The sequence below is a fragment of the Prevotella nigrescens genome, from assembly GCF_031191185.1.
Classification (GTDB): domain Bacteria; phylum Bacteroidota; class Bacteroidia; order Bacteroidales; family Bacteroidaceae; genus Prevotella; species Prevotella nigrescens.
Window position 1 is genome coordinate 1929770 of sequence record NZ_CP133465.1, and the last position, 24515, is coordinate 1954284.

The 24515-nt window shown below is 35.5% G+C and carries 19 protein-coding genes; 10 read left to right on the forward strand and 9 right to left on the reverse strand.

What is annotated here, in order from left to right; genetic code table 11:
- Positions 1-32 precede the first annotated feature (32 nt).
- Positions 33-1793: a ribosomal protein L7/L12 gene (locus RDV52_RS10465; RefSeq protein WP_004365594.1), complete on the forward strand. Its 1761-nt coding sequence runs from the start codon at positions 33-35 to the stop codon at positions 1791-1793.
- 192 nt (positions 1794-1985) lie between these two features.
- On the forward strand, positions 1986-6524 hold the full coding sequence (locus RDV52_RS10470) for a choice-of-anchor J domain-containing protein (RefSeq protein WP_004365593.1): 4539 nt from the start codon (positions 1986-1988) through the stop codon (positions 6522-6524).
- Between the two features lie 303 nt (positions 6525-6827).
- Here RDV52_RS10470 and RDV52_RS10475 read toward each other — a convergent pair whose 3' ends face one another.
- Positions 6828-7259 carry a hypothetical protein gene (locus RDV52_RS10475; RefSeq protein WP_004365591.1) on the reverse strand — a complete coding sequence of 144 codons (432 nt, stop codon included), beginning with the start codon at positions 7257-7259 and terminating at the stop codon, positions 6828-6830.
- Between the two features lie 188 nt (positions 7260-7447).
- Here RDV52_RS10475 and RDV52_RS10480 point away from each other — a divergent pair, with 188 nt between their 5' ends.
- From RDV52_RS10480 to RDV52_RS10510, 7 genes are all read left to right on the forward strand, one after another.
- Positions 7448-8083 carry a hypothetical protein gene (locus RDV52_RS10480; RefSeq protein WP_004365590.1) on the forward strand — a complete coding sequence of 212 codons (636 nt, stop codon included), beginning with the start codon at positions 7448-7450 and terminating at the stop codon, positions 8081-8083.
- Between the two features lie 50 nt (positions 8084-8133).
- Entirely contained in the window at positions 8134-9231 is a 1098-nt protein-coding gene (locus RDV52_RS10485) for a hypothetical protein (protein WP_040556965.1), read from the forward strand.
- A 7-nt stretch (positions 9232-9238) separates the two neighbouring features.
- Positions 9239-9583 carry a hypothetical protein gene (locus RDV52_RS10490; RefSeq protein ID WP_004365588.1) on the forward strand — a complete coding sequence of 115 codons (345 nt, stop codon included), beginning with the start codon at positions 9239-9241 and terminating at the stop codon, positions 9581-9583.
- A 207-nt stretch (positions 9584-9790) separates the two neighbouring features.
- Positions 9791-10969, forward strand: coding sequence for an IS4 family transposase (locus RDV52_RS10495; protein ID WP_115098550.1), 1179 nt, complete (start codon positions 9791-9793; stop codon positions 10967-10969).
- Positions 10970-11313: 344 nt separating this feature from the next.
- Positions 11314-11976, forward strand: coding sequence for a hypothetical protein (locus RDV52_RS10500; RefSeq protein ID WP_004365587.1), 663 nt, complete (start codon positions 11314-11316; stop codon positions 11974-11976).
- 44 nt (positions 11977-12020) lie between these two features.
- The gene (locus tag RDV52_RS10505) at positions 12021-12401 is read left to right on the forward strand and encodes a DUF6756 family protein (protein WP_223381189.1); all 381 of its coding nucleotides are present in this window, start codon (positions 12021-12023) and stop codon (positions 12399-12401) included.
- Positions 12402-12427: 26 nt separating this feature from the next.
- A complete protein-coding gene (locus RDV52_RS10510; protein ID WP_004365585.1) occupies positions 12428-12937 on the forward strand; it encodes a hypothetical protein in 510 nt (169 codons plus the stop codon).
- 212 nt (positions 12938-13149) lie between these two features.
- On the opposite strand, the gene RDV52_RS10515 is transcribed toward RDV52_RS10510, so the two are convergent.
- The 3 genes from RDV52_RS10515 to RDV52_RS10525 form a co-directional block, all read right to left on the reverse strand.
- Complete coding sequence (locus tag RDV52_RS10515; protein WP_004365584.1) at positions 13150-13581, reverse strand: hypothetical protein; 432 nt, start codon at positions 13579-13581, stop codon at positions 13150-13152.
- Between the two features lie 128 nt (positions 13582-13709).
- Entirely contained in the window at positions 13710-14729 is a 1020-nt protein-coding gene (locus RDV52_RS10520; protein WP_004365583.1) for a hypothetical protein, read from the reverse strand.
- A gap of 380 nt (positions 14730-15109) precedes the next feature.
- Positions 15110-15310, reverse strand: a complete 201-nt coding sequence (locus RDV52_RS10525) for a hypothetical protein (protein ID WP_223381188.1) — start codon at positions 15308-15310, stop codon at positions 15110-15112.
- A 676-nt stretch (positions 15311-15986) separates the two neighbouring features.
- Between RDV52_RS10525 and RDV52_RS10530 the strand changes: the two genes are divergently transcribed.
- Positions 15987-16208: a hypothetical protein gene (locus tag RDV52_RS10530; RefSeq protein ID WP_004365578.1), complete on the forward strand. Its 222-nt coding sequence runs from the start codon at positions 15987-15989 to the stop codon at positions 16206-16208.
- A 93-nt stretch (positions 16209-16301) separates the two neighbouring features.
- On the opposite strand, the gene RDV52_RS10535 is transcribed toward RDV52_RS10530, so the two are convergent.
- From RDV52_RS10535 to RDV52_RS10555, 5 genes are all read right to left on the reverse strand, one after another.
- Positions 16302-17318: a hypothetical protein gene (locus RDV52_RS10535; RefSeq protein WP_004365577.1), complete on the reverse strand. Its 1017-nt coding sequence runs from the start codon at positions 17316-17318 to the stop codon at positions 16302-16304.
- Positions 17319-18692: 1374 nt separating this feature from the next.
- Positions 18693-19472: a ZIP family metal transporter gene (locus tag RDV52_RS10540; RefSeq protein ID WP_004364883.1), complete on the reverse strand. Its 780-nt coding sequence runs from the start codon at positions 19470-19472 to the stop codon at positions 18693-18695.
- Positions 19473-19578: 106 nt separating this feature from the next.
- The gene (locus RDV52_RS10545; RefSeq protein WP_004365574.1) at positions 19579-20229 is read right to left on the reverse strand and encodes a cation diffusion facilitator family transporter; all 651 of its coding nucleotides are present in this window, start codon (positions 20227-20229) and stop codon (positions 19579-19581) included.
- An 89-nt stretch (positions 20230-20318) separates the two neighbouring features.
- Positions 20319-21104 carry a Cof-type HAD-IIB family hydrolase gene (locus tag RDV52_RS10550; protein WP_004365573.1) on the reverse strand — a complete coding sequence of 262 codons (786 nt, stop codon included), beginning with the start codon at positions 21102-21104 and terminating at the stop codon, positions 20319-20321.
- A 200-nt stretch (positions 21105-21304) separates the two neighbouring features.
- Positions 21305-24460 (reverse strand): C10 family peptidase, encoded by a 3156-nt coding sequence (locus RDV52_RS10555; protein ID WP_004365572.1) that lies wholly within the window; start codon positions 24458-24460, stop codon positions 21305-21307.
- Positions 24461-24515: the final 55 nt, after the last annotated feature.

Genomic DNA, 24515 nt, shown 5'->3' on the forward strand with positions numbered 1-24515 from the left:
ATAAAAGGGGTCATGGAGAGGCATTTTTAGTAATGAAAAACAATTTACTTAAAAACATGTATGCAGCAATTGTTGCATTGTTTGTTACAGCTTTCGCCCTGCCACAGCAATTGCAGGCTGAAAACTACAATCTGTTGATTAATGGAAAGCGAGTAACATCAGAGAACTGTGGCGACCTTACAACCATAGAAGGCGTAAAAGGTAAGGTTGCTTACGACGCTGCAAGCAATGTGCTTACACTTGAGAACGCTACCATCTCCAGCACTGGAGAGAAGGCTGCAGGCGTTGCACTTTGGAATTCCATTAAGAATCTAACCATTAAGCTTGTTGGTGAGAACACAATTAAATCGGAAAAGAGTGGGGGTATGGTTAATTACGACAAGCTGACATTCACTGGCACTGGCAAACTCACGATTACTGGTGCAATGTCTGGCAATGCCGATTACTGCTACGGCGTGCTAAATCCAGGTACAATCACAGTAGACGGTTGCACTATGGAAATCAGCGGTGGTGTGAATGGTATCACCAGCGGTCGTTGGAAGTTCAATAAATGTAACGTCCGCATAAAAGGCAACGGAAGTGAGAACGATGAATACAAAGGTAGTATGGGAAGGTTGAACTACATTCCCGAATTTACTGACTGTAAGATTGTAACTCCTGAAGGTTCAGAATGGAAGAAACTTGAGAAGAGTGGCTATAAGTTCTATTCACTCTTCGCCAACAATAAGGTTGTTACCGACTGGGTAACCATTAAACCTAATACAGCACCTGAGAAGTATAGTCTGATGATTAATGGAAAGCAAGTAACATCAGAGAACTGTGGAGACTTAACGGTTATAGAAGGAGTAAAAGGTAAGGTTGCTTACGATGCTGCAAGCAATGTACTCACGCTTGAGAATGCAACTATTTCTAATACAGCAGACAAGGCAGCTGGTGTTGCACTTTGGAATTCCATTAAGAACTTAACCATTAAGATTGTTGGTGAGAACTCTATTACATCAGAAAAGAGTGGTGGTATGGTTAACTACGACAAGCTGACATTCACCGGTACAGGCAAGCTTAAGGTAACAGGCGCACAGTCTGGCAACGAAGACTATTGCTATGGTGTCCTTAATCATAATACAATCACCGTAGACGGTGCCACATTAGAAATCAGCGGTGGCGTAAATGGTATTGCCAGTGGTCGCTGGAAGTTCAACAAGTGTAACGTTCGCGTAAAAGGTAACGGAAGTGAGAACGACGAATACAAAGGTAGTATGGGGCGTTTGAATGTTATTCCAGAGTTTACCGATTGTAAGATTGTATCTCCTGAAGGCACTGTGTGGAAAGAACTCAAGAAGAGCGGATACACTTTCCAATCTCTCTTCGGTGCTGATGGTAAGGTTGTAACCGACTGGGTAGCCATTCAACCAAATGACGCGCCTGTAACTTATGACCTCGTGTTAGAAGCTGTTGGCGATAGAGAAATTGCAGTTATTGCTATCGTTAAAGACATTACAGGCATGGGCATGATGGCTGTCAAGAAACTTATTGCAACTGCTCCTTGCATTATTAAAGAGAACATGACAGAAGCCGATGCCAAAGAAGCAAGAGACAAACTCCTCGCAGTAGGTGCTACTGCCAACATCTATCCACACGGAACATGGAAGAAGCCAACTGGTATTAACTTCCAAAACGCAGATACAGCTGCTCAAACTATCTACAACTTACAAGGCATTCGCCTCAACACTAAGTTGGAGAACTTGCCTGCTGGTGTCTACATTGTAAACGGAAAGAAAGTACTGAAGAAGTAAATTCTTTCGTAACCAACATTATATTTACGAGTGGCATGCTACGCTAAACCACAAGTAATATACATTCAAGCATATTCTAAAACTAATCTTTGAACAGTCCCCCCGACAAAGAGTTTTAGAATATGCTTTATTATTAAACTTAATGAAGGAACTCTGCATCTAACGTTAGAGCAAATCAACTATTTAAATTATATGAAAAAAGCATTTACAGGCATCATCTTATTGACATTGCTTATTCCAACAACCAATATGGCTCAGAAAGCTCATAGATTGATACAACCGAAACGAACACAAACCGAGCAACAACTAACACGAATTACGTCCTCGAAAGAACCTTTAGTGCTCAAATCTCCACATAAGGGATTGAGAACCATTGACCCCTCTGTTATACTTTGGGGTAATGCAACCATTAATAAAAGATGGGACTATTATTCTTTCCAACCTAAAAATACCTCTGGTGAGATTAGTTTCACCCAATTAGGTAATCTAAATCAGCGTATAGCAAAGAATGGTGTACAGATTGCCGATGGTAAGTTGTATACCGTAGATTTTGAACGCTATGAAAATGCAAGTGGAGAACTAACACTTTATACCTACGATTTAACAACGTGGAAAGGTAGCGGGAAGGTTTACAACGACTTTTCACTTGCTGCCATCGAAACTGCACAAGCAAAAGATGGCACAGTATATGGCGAATTTTATAATAGTTCTGCCAGCAATCAACAATACGAACTGGGCACTGTAGACTACCGGACACGTAAACGTACCACATTCGGGACAACTTCACGCAAATATGTAGCTATGGGTATAACATCAGATAATCAGCTTTATGGCATCGCATCCGACGGAATACTATATAAGATTTCTATTACTGATGGTATGGAAACCAGTGTCGGTCCAACGGGTATAGAACTTACTGATGAATATGAAGGACCGTATGCACAAACAGGGGAGATAGATCCAAAGGATAATACTTTCTATTGGTACGCACAAGATAAAGATTATAACACAGCTTTATACACAGTTAACTTAACAAGTGGTGCTGTTACAAAGATTGCCGATTCTGAAACAACCATGTATGGCATGGTAATAGCCCCTACTCCGACCAATATTGATGCACCTGCCACTGTCTCGCAATTGTCGGCTCTATTCAGCGGAACTAATCTCAATGGCGTTATAAACTTCGTTCTACCAAACAAGACTGTTAAAGGCGACAATCTGAAAGGTGATGTCAAGTATGTTGTTACAGCTAATGGCGCACTATTATTTAATGGAACTGCACAAACAGGGACAACTATCAGTAAGTCGGTTCAATTATCGCATAGTGGCGAATACTGCTTTGCTGTTACTGCATCGAATGCTAAAGGCGAATCGCCCACAGCTACTCTTAAACAATGGATAGGCTTCGACGAACCTGAAATGGTTGGTAATCCTACAGCCAATTTAGAGAATGGGACTGTTACCATAAAGTGGACTGCACCTACTGCCGGCACACACCAAGGCACGCTCGGTGCACTAACCTACGATGTAGTTCGCATACAAGGTCACGATACAACCAATGTTGCAACTGGTATTACCAACACAACGTGTACCGATGATTTGTCTGCAGCAGAGCACGCAAGTTATACATACGCTGTCAGAGCCATTAGCGGAGACGTAAAGGGTTCTCGTTGGGCAAATACAGCACCTATCATAGCAGGTTCGGCAATAGAACCGGACTGGAACTACAAGTTTGAAGGACAATCTGCACTATCTATATTCAAAATAGTCGATGCAAACAACGATAAGGCTACATGGTGGTGCAATGGTTTCCCTGGTTACGGTGCAATGAGCCATCAAACCAATGTCAAGAAGAATAGCGACGACTGGCTTATTACCCCTGCTATACATCTTTCTTCCGACCGTGTTTACACTGTAGCGTTTAAAGTGCGCAATGTAATGGCCGAGCCTAAGAATACGCTCGAAGTAAAGTGGGGCAAAGGCAACAATGTTGGACAGCTTTCCAATGTCCTGTTAGAAACCTTCACGCCAAAGTTCTCGGAAACCAAAGGACAATGGCAGGTATGCACTGCCGATATTATTCCCGATGCTACAGGAAATATCTATATCGGTTTCCACGATAACACGACAGCCACCGACAAATACCAGATTGCCATCGATAGCATTACCATTACCAAAACAGCTTACGCTACCGCTCCCGATTCTGTAAAGGCACTGACTATTACGCCTGCACAGAAAGGGGCACTGCAAGCTACTATCAGTTTCATAATTCCAAAGGTTCGTATCAATGGGGCTGCACTCAACCGTGTAGACAGCCTCGTTGTAAGTAGAGACGGTGTAGACATTGAGCGTATAGACGCAGCAACAATTGGAACACGAATGGAATGGACAGACAAGAATGTTCCTACTGATGGTTTCCACACTTACACTATTACGCCGTATCTTGATGGACACCCCGGACGCAAGGCTACTATCAGAATGTTTATAGGTACCGACCGTCCGCACAATCCTACAGGCATTACGTTTACCGACCAAGGCACAAAACTAAAGGCTGCTTGGAACACTTTCCAATCTGTTGGTGCCAATGGTGGATACCTCGACCCGAAAGATGTTAGCGTAACATTCTACACATTAACGAAAGGCGATTTCGGTTTTGAATTGGGCGACTCACTAACGACAAGCAAGCCGGGTGAGCTAAGCACGAGCCTGCCCTTCGACCCGAATAAAACTACAATGGAAGATGGAAAAACTCAAACGCTGGCTTGGTTCGGTGTCAGAGCAAACAATGGCAGTGGAGAGAGCGACTGTGTTACTGCACGCGGCGTGGTTGTTGGCCCGTGCATTCCGTTGCCTTTCAAAGAGAGCATGGCAAACGGACAGTTAGACAATGGCTTTGCATCGCTCTTAGGCAACGAACAATACAATAGCAGAAAGACGGCTGCAGCATGGCGTGTTGTAACCGATGCTGCTTCAGACAACGACGGAGGTAGTCTGGTTTGGGCTAACTATACCGAAGAATATGCAGGAAGTGATGTTGCTTTCACTATAGAGCAAGGCGACGAGACTTCGGTCAATCTACCAAAGGTTGCACTCGCAGGAACAACAAATCCTAAACTCTTCTTCGACCTTTACTCGCTTGTTGGCAACGAGTCTACACTGAAGGTATTAATTCAGACACCAGACGGAAAAGATCACATAGCTGCACAGTACGACCTTAGCAAAACAACGCAAGGCGGTTGGACTAAACAGTCGGTAGATTTGGCACCATATGCAAAAGAGCGATACATTATTGTCAAGTTCGAAGGCACTGCACAAGGCACCAGGGTTATGATTGGAATAGACAATATAAACATTATAAATCAGCTCGAACGTAATCTTACGGCTGTGAGTATTGAAACGCCAGAGAACATTGTTGCAGGAAAGAAGGGACAAGTGAAAGTCGTGGTGAAGAACCAAGGAGCAGCTGATGCCAACAGATACTTCGTTATTCTTTATGCAAACGGAAACCAATGCGACGCGGTGAGCAGAACCAAACAACTGCCATCAATGGCAAACGACACCATAACTATGAAGTTGCCTGTTGCCATTAACGAACCTGCCACATCGTTGCAAGTAAAAGCCATGGTAATATACGATGGCGACATGCTGGTAAGTGACAATGAAACCGAAACAAAGACGGTTAAAGTTGTCCAGTCGCCTTACGGTAGAATAACCGACCTGAAAGCCGAAATGGGTGGCGAGCATAAGGTTGTACTCACTTGGGGACAACCTGTATTGCCAGAGCCTGTCCGTGTAGACGATGGTTTCGAGAGCTATTCTCCGTTCGCAAAAGATATGTCGCCGTGGACAATGGTAGATGGCGATAAAGGTATTACAGGCGCACTGCAACCTTCGTCTACATATCCGGGACAGGGCGAGCCTTTCGCATTTACAGCTTTCAATCCTAACTGGTGGATTGAAGACATGATCAACGTAAACCCTGGATTGGCTCCACACGATGGCAAACAATATGCAGCCGCCGTGTATGCACTTAACGAGAACCAGAAACTTGTTGCACAAAACAATTGGCTTATATCTCCACGTCTGTCGGGCAGAAAGCAGGAAATAACATTCTACGTAATGAACATTGCAACACGTCCGGGAGATACCAAATATTTTGAAAGCTTCGACCTGCTTTATTCTACAGAAAGCATCGACACGGCTACATTCGTAAAAATAAAGAGCGAGCAAGCCGACGGGACTACTGCCTTCAACGAAGGAGCCAACTGGAAGCGTATCACTGTAGAAGTGCCAGAAGGTGCAAAATTTTTCGCCATTCATCACAATACGCCAAAAGGAAAGGCTTACATATTTGGCATAGACGATATCAGTTATGAGCAAGTAGCTACAGGGGCAGACGACAACATAACAGAATACATCATCTATCGAGACGGAAAGAAGATTGCCATTGTAAAAGGCAGCCAACACACTTATACCAACAACCGTGTTACGGGTGAACACGTTTACAATGTTACGGCAATATACACTGCAAAGAACGGAGAAACAAACGAATCCGGTTTCTCTAACGATGCTTCTATCAATACTACTTCCATTGATGCAATAGAAGACACTACCCAGACATTCGATGTAACAACGCTTAGTGGAGTGAAAGTGCGCACGAAAGCTAAGAATTGCAACGACTTGCAACATGGTGTGTATATTATTAATGGAAAGAAATGTGTAGTGAAATAAACATGCAACCATAGACAGAACGTTTCCATCGTAAGGCTACAATCCAGCAGAATGGGCTGATTGCTTCGTGCAGTCAGCCCATTCTTATTTCACTTGTATCCTATCTGTATTAAAAAAAAGCTGAACACGACAAAACTAATGTCAGTTCGATGAAATTAAAATGATACAAAAGGTAGTTGTCCCAGTATAACTACTATTCCAAATAAACATCGTTTATTTACTTGTTGATTGATATGGCTTCTCGTAATCTTATCCTCTTTAATAAGTTTGTTGTATGCCATTGCACCATATAATTCCATAATATTATAAGTATAAGTTAATTAAGTACTGCGTTTGTTCTTTTAGATAATCAGGAATTTCCATCTGAAGAATATTTCTCAGCATTTCAATATAGCATTCTTTCTCTTTAGAATCAGAAGTTCCGTTTATTATTCTGTTCAACATCCACAACGTATAAAAAGTTGGTTTCCTGTTAAGCGACTTGAACAATTCCTGTTCGAGTCCTTTCTTATAATATTTTTCTAACGTATGCACTATCTGCCCTGGCATACCGAAATCAAATTCAGGATTTTTCTCAAGAATTCTGAAAAGTGGGTCCATAAGCATGGCTGTATCCCAACCTTCATTATTCAATTCTATTATATCTTCACACAATGCTTCTAAATCACTTATGTTAGAATCATCAACCGTATCAATAATTTCTATCTCTTTTTTTATCTCTGCTATCTTATCCATATATGTCTATTTTTGTATTCTTATTATAACGTTATAGTCCATTACCATACAAAAGTAAAGAAACTTAGACAAACGAACAAATAAAAGCGGTTAAGAAGATAAAATTATGAAAATAAAATAAGGACATATAAAAGTAAACTACTACATTTGTAGCGATAAATTTTGGTGTAACATAAATGTAACACTATATGAAAATAGAAGAGCAAGAAAAAGTTTTAAGTAATCTGTTCTCCAGCGATATATATTCTCTCTTCAAACAGAAAAAAGAATTTGAATATTCTTATTGCATTTGGGGAACATCTGTCCTATTTGAAATATATCCTTTTGATATGGAGAGGAAGAACATAAAAAGAGGACGAAAATTAGCTAAAGTGCCAACAAAAAAGAGTGGTAAGTTTCAGCATTTTTTAGATGCTGAAAATAAAATTGTTGCTATTCATGGATATACAGACAATTACGATTTGCCTGCTCAATATATATTCTTTGAATACCGCAGTTCGGAAATTATAATTTATAGCTTTAATATTGTTGAGCAGATTGATTATATACAGCACGCAATATTAAAAGATGGACAAATGATATCTATGTTGAATATGGATAACAAAGGAAATTTTATAGCAGAAGAATACTTCTACAACGAAAATAATCGGATAATATCCATTGACAGACAACATAAAGATAAGTCGTTATTTAAGAATACAGATTTCTTTCCCAATAACGTGTATAAAAGCAAGTTTGTTTTAGAATATACAGACGGCAATTTGTCGCAAATAAAATGGAATGCCAATGCAGAAAAAGTGATGAAAGTAATATTTCCTCTTTAATAATGCGGTATTTAGTAAAGCAACAAAAGGAAAATAAATTGCAAAATAAGATGGAAAAAATGAATATTGATTGGCAACATTATCATGCTCCCAACAAAGAGGCTATTAAAGAAATACCTTCTCAATTAGATTATTTATTTTCTGCCAATGACTCGCCAGAAAATATTGAATATTTTCTTTATAACGAATTAGCTCCCAACATAAAACACCAATTTAAAATATATGATATTATAGAACCTGTAATTGAAGTTATAGAGTTCAACATTCTTCAAAAAGGGAAACATCAATATAAAAATGAAATTTTAAACTTCTTAGGATATATATTTCAAGAGTTTATTCGAGACGAAAATTCCATTTTGGTACAGCCTATAGAATATCAGATTGCAGCACAAAAAATGTCTTTGCAATATTCTAACGAGTTTAAATTTTATAAGCGATTTCAATTCTTTGTAAAAAACGTATTTACTGACAATATAGAAACGCAAACGCCAGAAGTTATTTTTTATAAATCAGCATTAAACAACAATCAAAAAACTTTTGAAACGTTGATTCATCATGCTAACTTGCAAAATATTAGAGAGATACTTTTTGCATGTGGATTGATGAGTTTCAAAAATCCAAATTTAAAAATACACGATTTAAACATTACCGTCCAACAAGATGGCATTACCAATTTAGGCTTCTGTATAAATGGAATGGAATTTGACAAAGAACTTGCTATTTCTTCTCTTTCTACGCCCAAACAACATTCATTTGTATGGGGAAATGGTTATGAATGTGTTTTAGCAACATCTGCTATGATGATTGATAGTTTACATAAAGATGCAAGATGTCTGAAAAACACTATCAATCATATTATGAATGGATACGACACAATAAGAAAAATAAATATTGACGAAGATTTTAATTTTCCACCCCATAAGTTTATGTTAGAAGATTTGAGCAGCATCTTATTTCATGAATATCTTGGTAAAGGTATATTGATTGATAAAAAGATGCTTACTGAAGCACAATTATATTTTTATAATTTAATGACTGAAGAATTTCGCACTCACACTTATTCGCTCCTTTATGCAGGAATAATGCCCAAAGGAATGTCTATTGAGAGTGCAAACAATATAGACGATATTTACAATTGCTACAACTAAAAAATAAATGGAAGAGTTATTAGTTTTTTCGGACAATAAAACTGGCGAGAAAGTTGGTATGTATTATAACGCATGGCTGTTTATTATCAGGTGTATTTTGGTAAAATATGGACACAAAACAGAAGCCGAAGCAGATGAAATTCTAAAGAAACATTATTATAAAAAGCCAGCTGATTTTGATGATGTAATATGCATAAGTCATGAAACTGAATATCATTGGGCAATGTTGGGTGCTTATGGCGAACAATATTGGCTGAAAGAAATGAGTGCCGAAGTACCAACCAACTACAACGAATGGTATGATAACTGCATAAAAGACAACCATTTGCTTTCTCTTTTTGAATGGTTTTAATTCTCATAATAAGGACATAAAATCAGGATAAGATAGCCTTCCAAAATTTTATAATTATAAATTTTAATTTTATAATTACAAAATACTGGTGGTGCAATAAAATTGAAGCCACTTCTATATTGATTTGATATTTAATCAGTTATAACGTTCTTAGTTTTTTTGATTTGAAATGGTAAGAGTAATTTTGCAGCCTAAATCTGCAAGATTATGAATATTGGAAAGTACATATTCTCTCAAGTCATAGACTTTGTTCCTCGTTACCAGTTTGATAAACTTGTCACGAAATATAAAGGTGATAGACATTCAAGAGAATTAAACAGCTATAATCATCTGTTACATTTATTGTTCGGTCAGATTACTGGCTGTGATTCCTTAAGAGACATATGTATGTGCCTGACAGCACATCATAATATATTGTATCATTTAGGAATTCGCAAAACAGTCACTCATTCTTCGTTATCTCGAGCCAATGAGAACCGCAACTATCACATATACGAGGAACTGGGCAAATATCTCATTGAACAAGTACGTCCATTGTATTCAGAGACAAAATTGTCAGAGGTATCTGTTGACAATGTACTTTATGCTTTAGACTCCACAACAATATCAACAAGCATAGTGCTTGCAACCTGGGCTTTGGGTAAATACAGTAAGGGAGCAGTTAAAATGCACACATTACTTGATTTACATGGAAGCATTCCTGCCAGCATTCATATTACAGACGGCAAATGGCATGACAGTAACGAACTGGATAGGATTGAGCCAGAGCCACTTGCATTTTATATGATGGATAAGGCATATGTGGACTTTGATGCATTATACAGATTTCATAAGGCTGGTGCATTTTGGATTTGCCGTCCAAAAGACAACATGCGATATGAGATTGTAGACCACAAAGAAGACTTTGATGTAAGCACTGGAGTAAGAGGCGATTTTACAATACGCCTAACTACATGCAAATCCAGAAAGCTATATCCTGAACATATCCGAAAAGTGTGTTACTATGATGCAGTCAACGGTAAAGAAGTCGAATTCATAACCAATAACTTTGAGATTGAAGCATTAGAAATTGCAAATCTCTATAGACACAGATGGGATATTGAGGTCTTCTTCAAATGGATCAAACAAAATATTGTTGTCAAGACTTTATGGGGATTTTCAAAGAATGCGGTAAGCACCCATCTGTGGGTTGCAATTATCACATATCTTCTAATTGCCAAGATGAAGCATGAGTACAAAAGCCCATATTCAATAACAGAGGTGGCTACTTTAATAAGAATTTCAGTACTTGAAAAAGTAAACTTGAAAGAGCTTATAACGGAGCAAGACCCTCTTCCATCTCATAATCAATATGTCAAAGAACGATCTCTTTTTGATGATATTTAATTACCGTGCAATTTTATTGCACCAGTACTAATTACAAAATAAAAAATTATAATAATAAACTTGTGCGTTTTTAATTATAAATTTTCAGGTCATAATTATCTATCCTTTACTCAAGGGCTAAATCACTCGTTGAAAAAGATAGATGTTTGCTACATCGTTACATGAAAATGAACAAAGAAAATCATTCCAAAAACAACTTATGAAAACAAAATAACGACATACAAAAGCGTCTTTCCAAACTTTTTGCTACGCTCATTAAAAACTTTATTTTTCTTTGGCTGTTACATGCAAAAGATCTAAATTTGCAAGTAAGATAAGAACTTGAAACTATAAAACTTTTGAAGATGAAATCACGAAAAATATGTCGTATTGTCTCTAAACAAACAATAAAAAATACTTATTTAGCCAAATACTATGTATTATTCTTTGTTTCGTTGAGTCTATTGCATATTTCTTCTGTTGCAGCAAGAAATACGAATTCGTGCAATACAACCCAGCTTTTATCGTGTAAAGATTCTTATAAAACAGACTTCAAAATCTTAGAGTTCATAGAATATGCCTGGAATAAAAAAGCATATCCTAAGGAGGCTCATACCACAATTCATAAAATAGAAAACATACATCAATTTTATATTATTCCCTTCTTTGAGTCACTCACCCAAAGGGATAGAAAATCGTTAAATCTGAAAATCAACAATATAAAATACAATTGCCAGCATTCCTTTTTAAATGCTCCATACAGAAACAAAAATGATAGCATTTGCAATGCGCATTTCGTTATAGATAAACTTGATTTTCCGTTCGACCAACAAAATCTATTGAACTATCTAAAAAGAAAGATTGGCAACGAGCCTATAAACGTAGACGTTGTATCGGAATCCCCCACTCTATGTTTTACTTTCTGGAGAAAAAATGCTTTAATAATCGCTTGGTACAATATTTTTGATGATAAAGAAATGATACAGAAAGAAATTGATGCTTACTTGGAAAAATCAACTTTAAATTAAAAATGAACATTATGTGCTTGAGTACAGATGAAAAGTATACAGAATTGGTAGAAGCTATAAACTCTTTAGACTGTAAAGAGGATATTATAGAAGTCCAAAATAAAGAAAAGGATAATATCATAACTGCAATCATGGACAAGTATGTTGTTGGAAATCCCAGAGTTTGGTGGTTAGCTTTTAAAAAGAACCCTAAATCTTTTTCTTACGAGGACGAATTTCAATATCAAAGAATTAATCAATTTTTTAATGATGACGAAGTTTGTTATCTTATAACAGAGTTAGAAACAATCCATGTATTTAAATTATCAGTTAGAAATATTATTAAAATCTTAGGAGAATGTTCTTTCTTCGAATATTACATAACAGATTTAAAAATCCAAAATTTATTATGTGAAACAGATCACGGCGATTTACTCTATTTGTAAAGTTACATAAATATACCATATTAGATATGAAAAAAACAATAGAAATAATTCCTTTAAAAGGAGTAAAAATGGATAATTTGGATATTGACTTAGGAAATGATATGAAATCTATTATCAACATCTTAGGTAAACCAAATATTCAAGAAGAAAATCAACTCTATTATGATAGATATGAGTTCAGATTGGATTTTGATATTAACAAAAAACTAGAGTTTATAGAACTACAAGGACCAAATACCAAGTATATAAATCCCACAATATATGGCATCAATCCTTTTGAAATAGAAGCAGATGAATTAGTAAAGCTTTTAAAAGAAAAGAATGGAAGTAACATTGACGATACAGAAGCACCATATTGTTACTGCTTTTCCGATATTTCAGTTGGTATATGGCGACAGAATATTCCTGAAGATTTTTCTGAATCTGATATAAAAGAAGCCACAGAAGAAGAAAAAAATATTTGGACAACTGAACAAAATAAAGCGAAATTCTTTTGGACAATAGGCGTTGGAAATGTCGGCTATTATGATATTTAAATAAACAAAAAAATATGGCAAGATATTTAGAACATTTTTAGCAGAAGTAAAGATAATAAGCAACTTATATCTGTTAAAGACTCTTCAGAAATATATTTAAATATTCCAAAACTAAATTGTTCTATTCAGTATACATAAACATATTTCTCATTGGATAATGTTATTTCATATATGTTGCCATATTTAAAAGTAATATTGATATCGTGCCATAATCACCTTATTTCGGTTAATTTGCCAAAAGTTTTTGTTGCTAAATCAAAAGAAATAGAAAAATCGTTATTACGTATAATTAAATGAAACAAGAATGTTGAGCCTTCGCAAACAACTCCTTCTACAAAACACAAATTAGAAATGCCATTTGTTATATTATTAAAGAGTAGTTTTTTTAAATCGTTAATCATTAATTTATTTTCAGCATTTACGATATACACATTATTAAACGCCTTTGAATAAGGAGCTTCTACAACAGCAATAGCATTATAACTTTTAGAATAATCGGCTATTAATCTGTCTGTTATATTTTCTCTTTTATACGTTTTACCTTTGAAAGACCAAGTAATAGCTATTGGAGTTCTATCAAAAATATTAGAATGTTCTTTTAAAACATCTGAATAAATATACTCAAAGTCTTTTATTTCTTCCATTTTATTTATTCCATAACTGTTCTATGTTATACAAAAGTAAGGAAATCTAAGAAATGAACAAAATAAAAATCCATTTCACTATATATTATTCGTTATAATTTGCGACAAGTTCTTCTATTTTTTGGTGCTTATTCGAATATAATTTCGCAAAGGTTTAGCTTCGTCTGATCGTCACTAATAAACATCTTGTTGCCCCATATATCCAATATACGGAAGGAAGTATAACCTCTTGGCATAACAACATCTATTAGTGTACAATCTGAAAGACGTAACAGTTTAGGTTTTCCTTTCCATTCATCATTCTTGAAGATAGGTGAAATAATCAAGTAATTCTGTTCTGCTGAAAACTTGCCCCTTACTCCATGCTTTCCTGGTAATCGATTTAAGTTATCCTTACCCCATAATTTTCTCTTAATCAATCCATCTCTGCTTATTTCTACATAAGAGTAATATCCCATCATACTTAATCCTGCTGGGTTTATTGTACTGCTTTCCAGAAAGGCATACAACTTCTCATCTTGTTCATAGATTGAACCTATCAAAGGATAATTATAATCGGCTAAAGCAAAATTTCCATTTACCTTTTTTACAGCATCAAGATGTTGCTGACGGATTTCTTCTTTGTTATATATACACGAGCCGTTATGAGTCCAACGGGCTGTTTTCTTATCAAAATCAACAGAAAGTATAGCAAAAGAATTGGTGGCTTCTAACATAGAATCAACCCTACAAACTATTGGAAAACTATCATTTATTCCTGTAACAGCCACTTTCATAGGTATTCCTCTGAGCGTCCACTCTTCAATTGAAATAGGTAACCATTCACTTTCCTGAGTTTGTAATAACCATAATGTATTACTGGCACCACAAAGCAGCAATATTCCTTTATCGCAGGATAAAAGTACAGGTTTCTTCCAAATATCCTGTTGTTCTTTGGCTTCTGGAGTAGGGAAAAAGCGGACGTTTTTGCCCTTTATCCATAGTATTCCATCTTGTTTTTTCTCTGAATGATAAATAGAAAATACTATTTCGTTCTCACCACGTATCACCATTTCTTTACCACTGGTTGGACTATATTTAAAGGAAGTTCTAGATAACTGTATATCTTCAAACTCCCAACTGTCTATTACTTTTAGTTTTGCTTTCATATAAATTTATATTTTATTGTGCAGTTAAAGCCAAATATTATTTATTAGAAATATATTGGCTATTCGTTTTCTCATTTACTCTGTACATCTTACACAAGACAATCGTATGCATCTCCTATATTTTCAAAGTCTTATTGTAACCAATAAAAATAATCGCTTTTACTTTGATATAATTGTTCTAATAGCTCTGTAAAAGAATTTGCAATAATTGGTTGTTCTCCTACAACTCCATGCCTATCCCAAAAGCTATCATAACATTTTCCTAAACGTTCTTTAAATAAATCTATTGTTATAAATTGTGGACTATCTTCTGCTATAATAAACCAGTTATTGCTAATGTCATCAGGAACATCTTCGCCTGTTATAATAGGATTGGCTTTTTAAAAATCTTCTATTCCGACTATTTTCACTGAATAGTTTGATTTTTCCCAAAACGTAATCGAATTATAATTCTCAAAATAAAATCTCAAATCATCAGGTAATATAAATTCTACTTCAATATTTATAGGTTTTTCTCTTCTCACCAATTTACAGCCGTTTGTTTCTGAAATTGACTTAAGAATTCTTTGAAGTCTTTCCATAACATTCTTTTTCGTTACCATTGTGCAAATATACATTTTTATTGGTAACTAACAAAAACACTTACTTAATTTGGGGACTTACTTATGTATTTTCTTTTTATAACTACTGCTTGAAAAATTATAATTAGAAAATTAAAAAACATAATTACAATTTTAAAATTTATAATTATATTTTTGGTGGAATATAATAAGAATTTTCTTCTCTGTAATTCTCTTCCTCTTTGAACAGAGTTGTTTTCCTTTGAAGCGTTGGGAATATCAAAATAAATAACTACATTTGCAGTTGTACACTTTGTGTTTAACAACATACAATTTAAAAGCTTTTTATGCTAATGAATTAGTTTTGATATTCCACTGACATCCGATGATATTATAGACAAATATGAATTAACAGGATTGTGTGTGTTTCCATATACCAATGAACGGTTATATTTGTGTTCTCTATATAATAAAAGTGTAGACCCTTATAAGGATTTAATCTTCAACAGGAGCTTACCAGATAATTATAGATTAGCTGTTGAGATTATTTCAGGAGGTTATGACGATAAAAATCGCAACGAAATTCTAAGTGCATATAAAGTTCAAATCTAAAAGATAGGCTAAGTAGAAACTACTTGGCAAATCAAGAAAAGAATAGTTGCTGACAATATGAGAGTAGGAGTAATAAAGAAACAAAATGAATAAAGTTGAATTGTCTAAACAGCTACAGTCTATGGGAATTTCTCCCAATAAATATTCGTTAGAAGGCTCTGTAGCCACTTGGGATACCATTGTATTAGTCGAAAACTATAATATCTGGAAAGTATTATACATAGACGAACATGGTAATCAAAACGAACTTGCATCTTTTAAAACAGAAAATGAAGCATGCAAGTTTATTTATAATGAGTTTAAATGAAAAGAGAAGTAAACTTTTTTAGCTTAAATTCCTCATTAAAAAAGCTTAGAATGGAAACATATTCTATACTTTTTAGGGAAATAATAGCCGAATTTACTTCGTGCGCCTTAAATTTTCTATGCCAGTCCAAATAGCATTTTCGAAACGTGCCATTGAACTTGCTCTATAATGATTTACCCACGTATCCGAATTGCTTTGAATGGTTATTTCAATTGTGCATAACACATCGTCTTCGGTCGTAGATTGTGGCAAATCTTTTATGAAATAAGCATCTTGATTACTTTCAGATGTCTTTATTGTATCAAGTGGAACATTTGCCAAACGGAAAAAATCTGTAGAACTTGTGAAATCTAATTCACCTTTATTACTAATTGAAGCTGATTCTTTTTGGTAAACTTCATCTTTATTCGTACCATCAAGTGGCGGACCAGAAACAAATTGTCCTAATGCAAAAGGCTGACAATAAGCAAGTGTAAATGTTTTAAATCCTGGACAAATAATATCCAATTCATCGAAAAGGGCATTACCTTCTCCAAACTGTTCCATAGTTTGGCGTACAGTTTCGTCTAAAGTAGGAACATCGTTGTCTAACTCTTCAGCTACTTGCGTATTGTTTGCTATTGTGTTCCACAAGTTTAGTCCAATTTCTTTTATCAGCTCGCGTTTATTGTTAATTATCAAGCTACTCATATCTTTCGGAAAAGTAATAATTGGTTTTACACGTTGAAAAGCTCGAGTTACAGCATCTATTATTTTACGCTCCTGTTCGGTTACCACTTTTGTTATGTTGCAAGGCTTCGTAATATCAAGCTCCATAGTGTAAGTATAGTTCGTACATTCTATTACTTTCAACGAGAATGCATTGACATAAACTTCACCTGGCTTTGCCCCCTCAAAAATATTATTCATATTGTCGGTTTGCAACAATTGGTAACCATTTATCGTGTTATTCGTTGTTCCGTCTGCAATATTCTTACAAATCACTTTGTACGAATACTCATAGCTTACGCATTGTCCTTTTTGGAAACACGGCTGATAAGTTTGTTGTGGCTGCGCTGCAACAGCAACAAAAGCATATACAATAAATATAAGCGTTATTAATCTTTTCATATTAAAGACTCACAACCAATGGTGGTTTCTTTCTTTTAGCAGATACCCTTTACTTGGTTATTGTTGTTTATGGAGAACAAAAATACCCAAAAGTTTCTTCATAGCAAAATAAAGAGGATATTTTTACTTTTATTATAAAAAGAAGAATCCTAAAACATTTTTGTCCGTCCAAAGAATGTTTTAGGATTTCCTTTATTTATTGTAATATCGTTATTTGTTTACCGCTCTATTATTATAGTCTACCTTGATATTGTTATTAAATTTATCTGAGTATGTCTTGATAGAGATTTACAAATACCTCATTAACGAAAACACTCTTGTTTCTACTTGTCTTCGAATGCAGTCATCAATGTTGAAACCACAAATGCTGTTGTTGCTAATAATGCTGTTATCATAATCAATCCTTTCTTTCTATTTTTCAGCAATGCATCATTTTGCTGTTTTATTCATTGTTATCCTTAATTTCTGGTACAAAATTAATAAAAGTCTTGTTATTAAGTAACGATAAAGTGCAATTTTATAAAAATAAAGTTGTGCCTACTATTATTTTATGATATAGATCAAAAGATTTATTCCATTTTATCAAATTTGTAAGGTTACTTAATATCAGGCTAAATGTACCGGTCTATTGTGCTTCCATCACATATAAAATTATAAATACAACATATAAAATTATAAATACAATAGTGTTAATATTTCCTTTATAGCCCTATAACCATTGTTAGATGTAAAGAATGAACAAACGAAATATTTTTTTACAGTGCAAATATTTGCTTTCCTGGTTCTTGCTATGCAACTCCTTTTCTTATCGACAAAACAAGATGCCAAAACGTACATTTAGGTGTCCTGAAACATCTAATCAACTTCTCATTTCATTTATTTGAAAATAATATATGTCGATTTTTATAATCATAAAGGAACGGAAAGAATAATTATCCTAACAAAAAGATATTAATTGTCTACTCAAACTACAATAAATACGATTAGAAATAGATTTGAAAAAGCATTCAAGAAAGACAGACTGAGCCTTTAAAAGAACTTAACTGCCATACAAAAAAACAAGAAGTAATACAAGAAAAAGCCTTGACTGATATCACATCAATCAAGGTTCCAATACTAAAACTAAATTAACCACTAAAAAAACTGAGACAAAGGTAATGATTATATTTCATACTACCAAATATTTCTAATACTTTTTTTGTATATTTTTTATGGAAAATATTAAATCTACTGTATCGTATTATCTGTTAGTGGTTTAATTGATAATAAAAAACGAATAATGTAAGTTTTTATCGACTAAAAAACTTTTCATAGCTAATAATGTAAGAAATGGCGTAATGGACATTTCAGAAATCCATATCCTATACAATATGTCTACCCTAAAACAACATCTAATGTCATCATTAGTGCAAAACCAATTGCAAATCCAATTGTAGAGAGGTTGGAGTGTTCTCCTTCTGAAGCTTCTGGGATAAGTTCTTCTACAACCACATAAAACATAGCACCAGCAGCAAAACTTAATAAATAAGGTAAAGCTGGAGTTATAATGCTTGCCAAAAGAATTACAAGTATACCACCAATAGGTTCTACAACACCGCTGAGCGAACCAATTATAAACGATTTCAAACGTGAATTGCCAGCTTCACGCATTGGCATAGAAATAATTGCCCCTTCTGGAATATTCTGAATGGCAATGCCAATAGCCATTGCCATCGCTGCAGTTGTAGAAATAGCACTGCCCATTTGTAATGCGCCTGCTAAAACAACACCAACTGCCATACCTTCTGGCAAATTATGAATAGTAACAGCAAAAGTTAGCATAGCTGTACGACTTAACCTGGTACGAGGTCCTTCTGGTTTATCACTTCCGATATGAAGGTGTGGAGTTATATAATCGATGAGCAACAAGAAAGCTATTCCAATAAGAAAACCAATTAAGGCGGGAATTATACGTAACCGTCCTTGATCAGCCCACATATCCATCGACGGAATAATGAGCGACCAAATAGATGCCGCCACCATAACTCCGGAAGCAAAACCTAATAGTGCCTTTTGTAAACGAGCAGGCATCTCGTTGCGCATGAAAAATACGAAAGCAGAACCTAAAACTGTTCCCATTAGTGGTATTAATAAGCCAAATATTGTTCCTATCATTATGTTGCCCTTCTTTATATTTTATATTTATTTTCCAAGTAATACTTCCTAATTACGTGATGCTTAAATAAAGCTTACTATTATTGTATTCGATTTTATAGATAATCTATTCTTGGTTTTCTTTTCTCGTCAGAATTCGTCCTGTTTCCCATAGCAAGTTCTTTGCCCAATGAGCAGCAATAAGTGCGGAAATAATGGCGACAGCAGCGTCAATCCACAAAATATCCCAAAGCATAGCACAAACAATGCCGACAACTATGCCTGCTTTCGATAATATGTCGGACAGCAGATGCAGATAAACAGCATGGCTATTATAGTCGGTCATTCCATTTTTATCGTGCATCACGCGCGCGCAAACAATATTTGCCAATAGTCCTATAACAGCAGCAATAATGGCAAAGTTATGGTTTATAATATGTTCTGTATGCCCATTTAGACGTTCGAATGCTTCAATAACGATAAATACAGCTGTTGCAAGTAGAAATATTCCACTTGTGAAAGCAGACAAATTCAATATCTTATTAGTATCGTAGCGTTCCGACTGTCTATTTTGCAAACGACGCACCAAAATATACGCAGTCCAATTCAATCCTAATATTAGCTCGTGAGACATTAGATGAATTGCATCGCCCAAAAGTGCCATTGAACGAGAAACAACACCAACAGCAACTTCAATGGCTACAATAAACAACGTGAAAAGTACTACAAAGCGTACTCGTTTTTCTTGTTTGGTGGTCTCTATATATTCTGTTTCCAAATTTTTAGTCCTGTCTTAATGTTTCTTTTTTGCTGCTTTACATCTTCCATACTTGATAAAAAGCAAGATGTCATCTGTATTTATGCCTTCTATATAGCATTAAAATGTTTCAATGCATTCCAAATTCCATCTTCATCTACTGATGCTGTAACATAATCTGCAACCGCTTTAACATCATCGTTCCCATTTCCCATAGCTACACCTATTCCCGCTGCTTTTAGTATAGAAAGGTCGTTGCCACCATCACCGAAAGCAATACATTCTTTAATATCAAGTCCTAATTGCGTTGCTACTGTAATTAAAGCATTCCCTTTGTTAGCTCCTTTTACAGTAATATCGGTAAATAAGGGGTGCCAGCGTGCCGAAACGCAATGCGATATCTCAGGCATTATTATTTTTTCTTCATCTTCCGTAAAGAAAGGAGTCATTTGCAATATAGGCTGCCCTTTTAGATCTGCTATTGTCTTACTCTTGTCTACATTATTTACACCTAAATCATTTACAAAAACATCTGTAAAAACTTTTTTGTAATTATATATTATTACCTCTCTCTTCCCACATATTGCAACACAATAATCGCGTTTTCCAGCATCGTCTATCATTGTTTTCACATCATTATCAGGAATAGGCGAAAGCAAAAACTCACGATTTCCCATAAAACAGTAGGCACCATTAAAAGTAATATATCCGTCCACCAAATGTTTTATGGCATCAATATTAGTAATGAGTGCAACAGGACGACCTGTTGAAATAAATATCTTTATCCCATTCTGTTTGGCCTCTGTTAAAGCGTCGATTGTAGATTGTGGAATTTTGTGAGTTTTAAACGATATAAGCGTACCGTCTATATCAAAAAATGCAGCCTTTATTGTCATATCCTATCTTTTTACATTTGCAAAGTTACTAAAAAAAATCAGTATATAAGCGTGATACAGAAAAATACCAAAAAATGAGTATTATAAACAGTTACGAACAATGTCAATAGAATAAGACCGGAATAAAAAATAAGAGGTTGCACAAATTATTTTGTCCAACCTCTCATATCTAATTTCCCTAAGAGGGAATAAACTTTGTTTTATTTCACAACAACTTTCTTGCCGTTGATGATATAAATACCCTTCTTAGTTGCAGACTCAGCCGGGAGACGGCGACCTTGAAGGTCATAAACAGTCTTTATTTCAGTTTCGTTGTTATTGATACCGTTAATACCTGTTGCAAAATCATTGTTAAACAAGATATTAAGTTTATTCAGACCATCATGACCGATAATATATGCACGGAAAGCATTAACTGTTGCTGCCGGTTTCAACTCAAATGACTTAGCATCAGAAGAGAGTACATATTCGTTATCTGTCAATGTTCTCTTTGCAGAAATACCTGTAAAAATGAAGTTTTCATTGTTTACAGAGCTGAAACGTGTAGCGTTATCAAGGATCTGAACGTTATTTGCGCTGAAAGTTATGTTCTTTCCTACGAGAGCCTGAGGAACAGCCATCAAGTAAGGAACATTGCAGTTGAATGTTTCGTTAGCATAAACAAATTTCAAATTATCTGCATTAGAACCTGCAAACTGCATTAGGTAAAAATCGTTAGCTTCACCATCTTTAATCTGCCATTTCAAATTCTTTGCTCCATCAGAAATAGAGGTTGGAGTAAATGGAATATAAAGACCATCGTAATTTGTCTTACCATCAGAAGCCTTGTCGAATTTACGTGTATAAGTAATTTGGTCTGCAGTAAATGCTGCCGGACAATAGAAATCGTTACCATCAGTTAGAACAACTTTTGCAGCTTTACCGTCTACAATGACATTTTGTGCTGGCAATCCTGTTGCAGAAGCCTTATCGGCATCTACATAGTATAATATGTTTGGATTGTTGTTTCCTTCAACTGCTGTGAAAGAATTGCCACGCAAATCTACTGCAGCTGCATTTTCGGGGATTTTAACGGTAGAAGTAGGAGCATAACCTTGTCGTGAACCATCACCGTTATAAACAACAATACCTTTCTTGATTGTTGCATATTTATATGAACCAGGCTTAATATCTACCTTTTGACCTTTAATAAATGTTATAAGTAACACATGCTGACCAATTGCACAATTATCGAATGTGAAATCAATTGTAGTTGATTCGCCTGGTTGGAGTGAAACATCTTTAGATTTACCAAACTCTTGGTCAGAATTGTTATCAGCTTTTACTCTTGCTATTGTTAATTTGTCGTTAAATGCAGCAGTTCCGTTATTTGTAATCTTAACACTACCGGCAAGTCTATTATCGTATATAGTTGAACCTGTAGCACCATTCAAAGAATAGCTATAACCTAACTTTTCTTTTGCGGTAGATGCATTTACAACATTAACTTTACCATTGCCAAGTGCCTGATAGTTCTGGTAATCTTCTGTTACACATAAAGAAATTTTGTGTTCGCCAACCTTATCAGCATAGAAGCCCATTGGAATTTCTATGCTGCCCTTTGCAGGAACAGTAACTGGTGCTTGTGAATGGATTTGCCTTCCTGTCTTTCCTGCAGCATTTGTTGTTTCATAAACCAAATAAACAGTTGTATGCACTTCATGGTCGCCTACATTCTTCACAGTAATATTTACATTGTTCATTTTACCAACAACGCCACTTGATGTTACATAGAAGTTTGAAGCTCTCAATTTAGTGAAATCTCCATAATTATCAAATTTCAATTCGGTAGTCTTACCTGTGTTGTCAATTGTTACAGTTGCATACACGTATGGGTCATAGAACCACTTATCATTAGAATCCTTTGGACGCTGAATAGGTGTTACTTTGTATACACCTGCAGTTTTTAGACCTGTAATCTGAACGGTACTTCTTTTTAAATAACCAGGCTCTACAGACATAGTTGTAAAATGAGAGATTGGAGTTACACTGCCGTTATCTTCTATCTTACCTAAACCTGTTTGAACACTTACAGCCTCGTTGTTAAAGTTAGATAATGTGTACGAAACTGTATTTTGCCATTTTGATACACCTGTAATATCTGGCTGCAACATTAAAGCGATAGGTTTTTCTGTGGTATTTGGAGATAGACCAATAACGGCATTCTGTCCCATACCATACCCATCAGAAGTAGAACTTGCACCAATACCTGCAGTATTTTCCGGATTAAGAATTGCTACTTTAAAATATCCGTTAGAAGAGCCACCCCAGCCCCAATTTACATGGAAATATCCTTTACCATCATAACCATCGAGAACAAAACAGTGCCCACCACCTGTAGACTGACCGCAGAAAACAACTGGACGTCCTGCTGCCACTTCATTATAGATTCTTGTTTCAAAATCAGCTAAATTATAGTCTTCACGAAGAATAAAAGAAGCATTGTAGTTGAAATATTTATTGAAAGCAGGAGCAATGCTGTAAGCTGTAGTACCTGAACCACCATTTATGGCTCTATCGTATTGCATCTTAACAGAGCGACCAACATACGCCATCAATTCAGCAACAGCTTTCTTCTTCTCTGCTGATGTACTTGCACTATATGTTGTCTCGATATTTGCCCAATCAATTTTCGCTCCAGCAGGAACACCGTCTACAGAAACAGTTTTATATTTATTCGAACCATATTTAGCCTCATTTTCATGAACTCTACAACTATATGAATTCATTGTATTCATTACTTCGTTTGGCCACTTGTACTTATACATGGCTTGTGCCATTGCAGTAGCGACACAGCCTGTTACAAGATTTTCGCCTGTTGTGCTATATGGGTCTTTCGGACACAAATCACTGTAAGGTGCATCTTGGTCCCACAATGTTTCCACCAATGGAGCAACAGGTGTTCTTGCTTCCATCTTGCTTGGCACCTTTGCAGTCTTTTTTACATGATATTTATCTAACAGACTGATTTCTTGTGCCATTCCGTCCATAAAGCTTCTTATGTTTTCAGACATATTGTTAATGTCGAAGCTTGTTGTTGTACTATAACCAAGAATTTCTGAGGTACGATCGTCACCAGACACTATTACAAATCCTTTGCCATCTTGAGCATTGAACACATAATAAGGAGCTGTAGCATTTGGTCCCTGCGCATTCATTCTCGGAGCATAGACAGCATTTGTACCTTTTAATTGCTTGCCATACTGCTGTAGAAATTTTTTAGCAGTCTGACTTGCAGTACTTAGCTTCACTGGTGCTGCCCACGATACTGGCGAAAGCAACAACATAAGAAGCAGGCTCGTCAAAGTTTTTTTCATGTTTGTGTAATATTTAAATGAAACTTAAGTATTAAAATCTGAGATTATATTTCTT

What these genes read in the sequence shown, in the direction of transcription:
- RDV52_RS10555 (WP_004365572.1), bottom strand. Translation starts at nt 24,460, where the DNA reads ATGAAAAAAACTTTGACGAGCCTGCTTCTTATGTTGTTGCTTTCGCCA.
- RDV52_RS10470 (WP_004365593.1), top strand. Translation starts at nt 1,986, where the DNA reads ATGAAAAAAGCATTTACAGGCATCATCTTATTGACATTGCTTATTCCA.
- RDV52_RS10510 (WP_004365585.1), top strand. Translation starts at nt 12,428, where the DNA reads ATGAAAAAAACAATAGAAATAATTCCTTTAAAAGGAGTAAAAATGGAT.
- RDV52_RS10495 (WP_115098550.1), top strand. Translation starts at nt 9,791, where the DNA reads ATGAATATTGGAAAGTACATATTCTCTCAAGTCATAGACTTTGTTCCT.
- RDV52_RS10490 (WP_004365588.1), top strand. Translation starts at nt 9,239, where the DNA reads ATGGAAGAGTTATTAGTTTTTTCGGACAATAAAACTGGCGAGAAAGTT.
- RDV52_RS10530 (WP_004365578.1), top strand. Translation starts at nt 15,987, where the DNA reads ATGAATAAAGTTGAATTGTCTAAACAGCTACAGTCTATGGGAATTTCT.
- RDV52_RS10525 (WP_223381188.1), bottom strand. Translation starts at nt 15,310, where the DNA reads ATGGAAAGACTTCAAAGAATTCTTAAGTCAATTTCAGAAACAAACGGC.
- RDV52_RS10535 (WP_004365577.1), bottom strand. Translation starts at nt 17,318, where the DNA reads ATGAAAAGATTAATAACGCTTATATTTATTGTATATGCTTTTGTTGCT.
- RDV52_RS10540 (WP_004364883.1), bottom strand. Translation starts at nt 19,472, where the DNA reads ATGATAGGAACAATATTTGGCTTATTAATACCACTAATGGGAACAGTT.
- RDV52_RS10550 (WP_004365573.1), bottom strand. Translation starts at nt 21,104, where the DNA reads ATGACAATAAAGGCTGCATTTTTTGATATAGACGGTACGCTTATATCG.
- RDV52_RS10500 (WP_004365587.1), top strand. Translation starts at nt 11,314, where the DNA reads ATGAAATCACGAAAAATATGTCGTATTGTCTCTAAACAAACAATAAAA.
- RDV52_RS10475 (WP_004365591.1), bottom strand. Translation starts at nt 7,259, where the DNA reads ATGGATAAGATAGCAGAGATAAAAAAAGAGATAGAAATTATTGATACG.
- RDV52_RS10515 (WP_004365584.1), bottom strand. Translation starts at nt 13,581, where the DNA reads ATGGAAGAAATAAAAGACTTTGAGTATATTTATTCAGATGTTTTAAAA.
- RDV52_RS10480 (WP_004365590.1), top strand. Translation starts at nt 7,448, where the DNA reads ATGAAAATAGAAGAGCAAGAAAAAGTTTTAAGTAATCTGTTCTCCAGC.
- RDV52_RS10485 (WP_040556965.1), top strand. Translation starts at nt 8,134, where the DNA reads ATGGAAAAAATGAATATTGATTGGCAACATTATCATGCTCCCAACAAA.
- RDV52_RS10465 (WP_004365594.1), top strand. Translation starts at nt 33, where the DNA reads ATGAAAAACAATTTACTTAAAAACATGTATGCAGCAATTGTTGCATTG.
- RDV52_RS10520 (WP_004365583.1), bottom strand. Translation starts at nt 14,729, where the DNA reads ATGAAAGCAAAACTAAAAGTAATAGACAGTTGGGAGTTTGAAGATATA.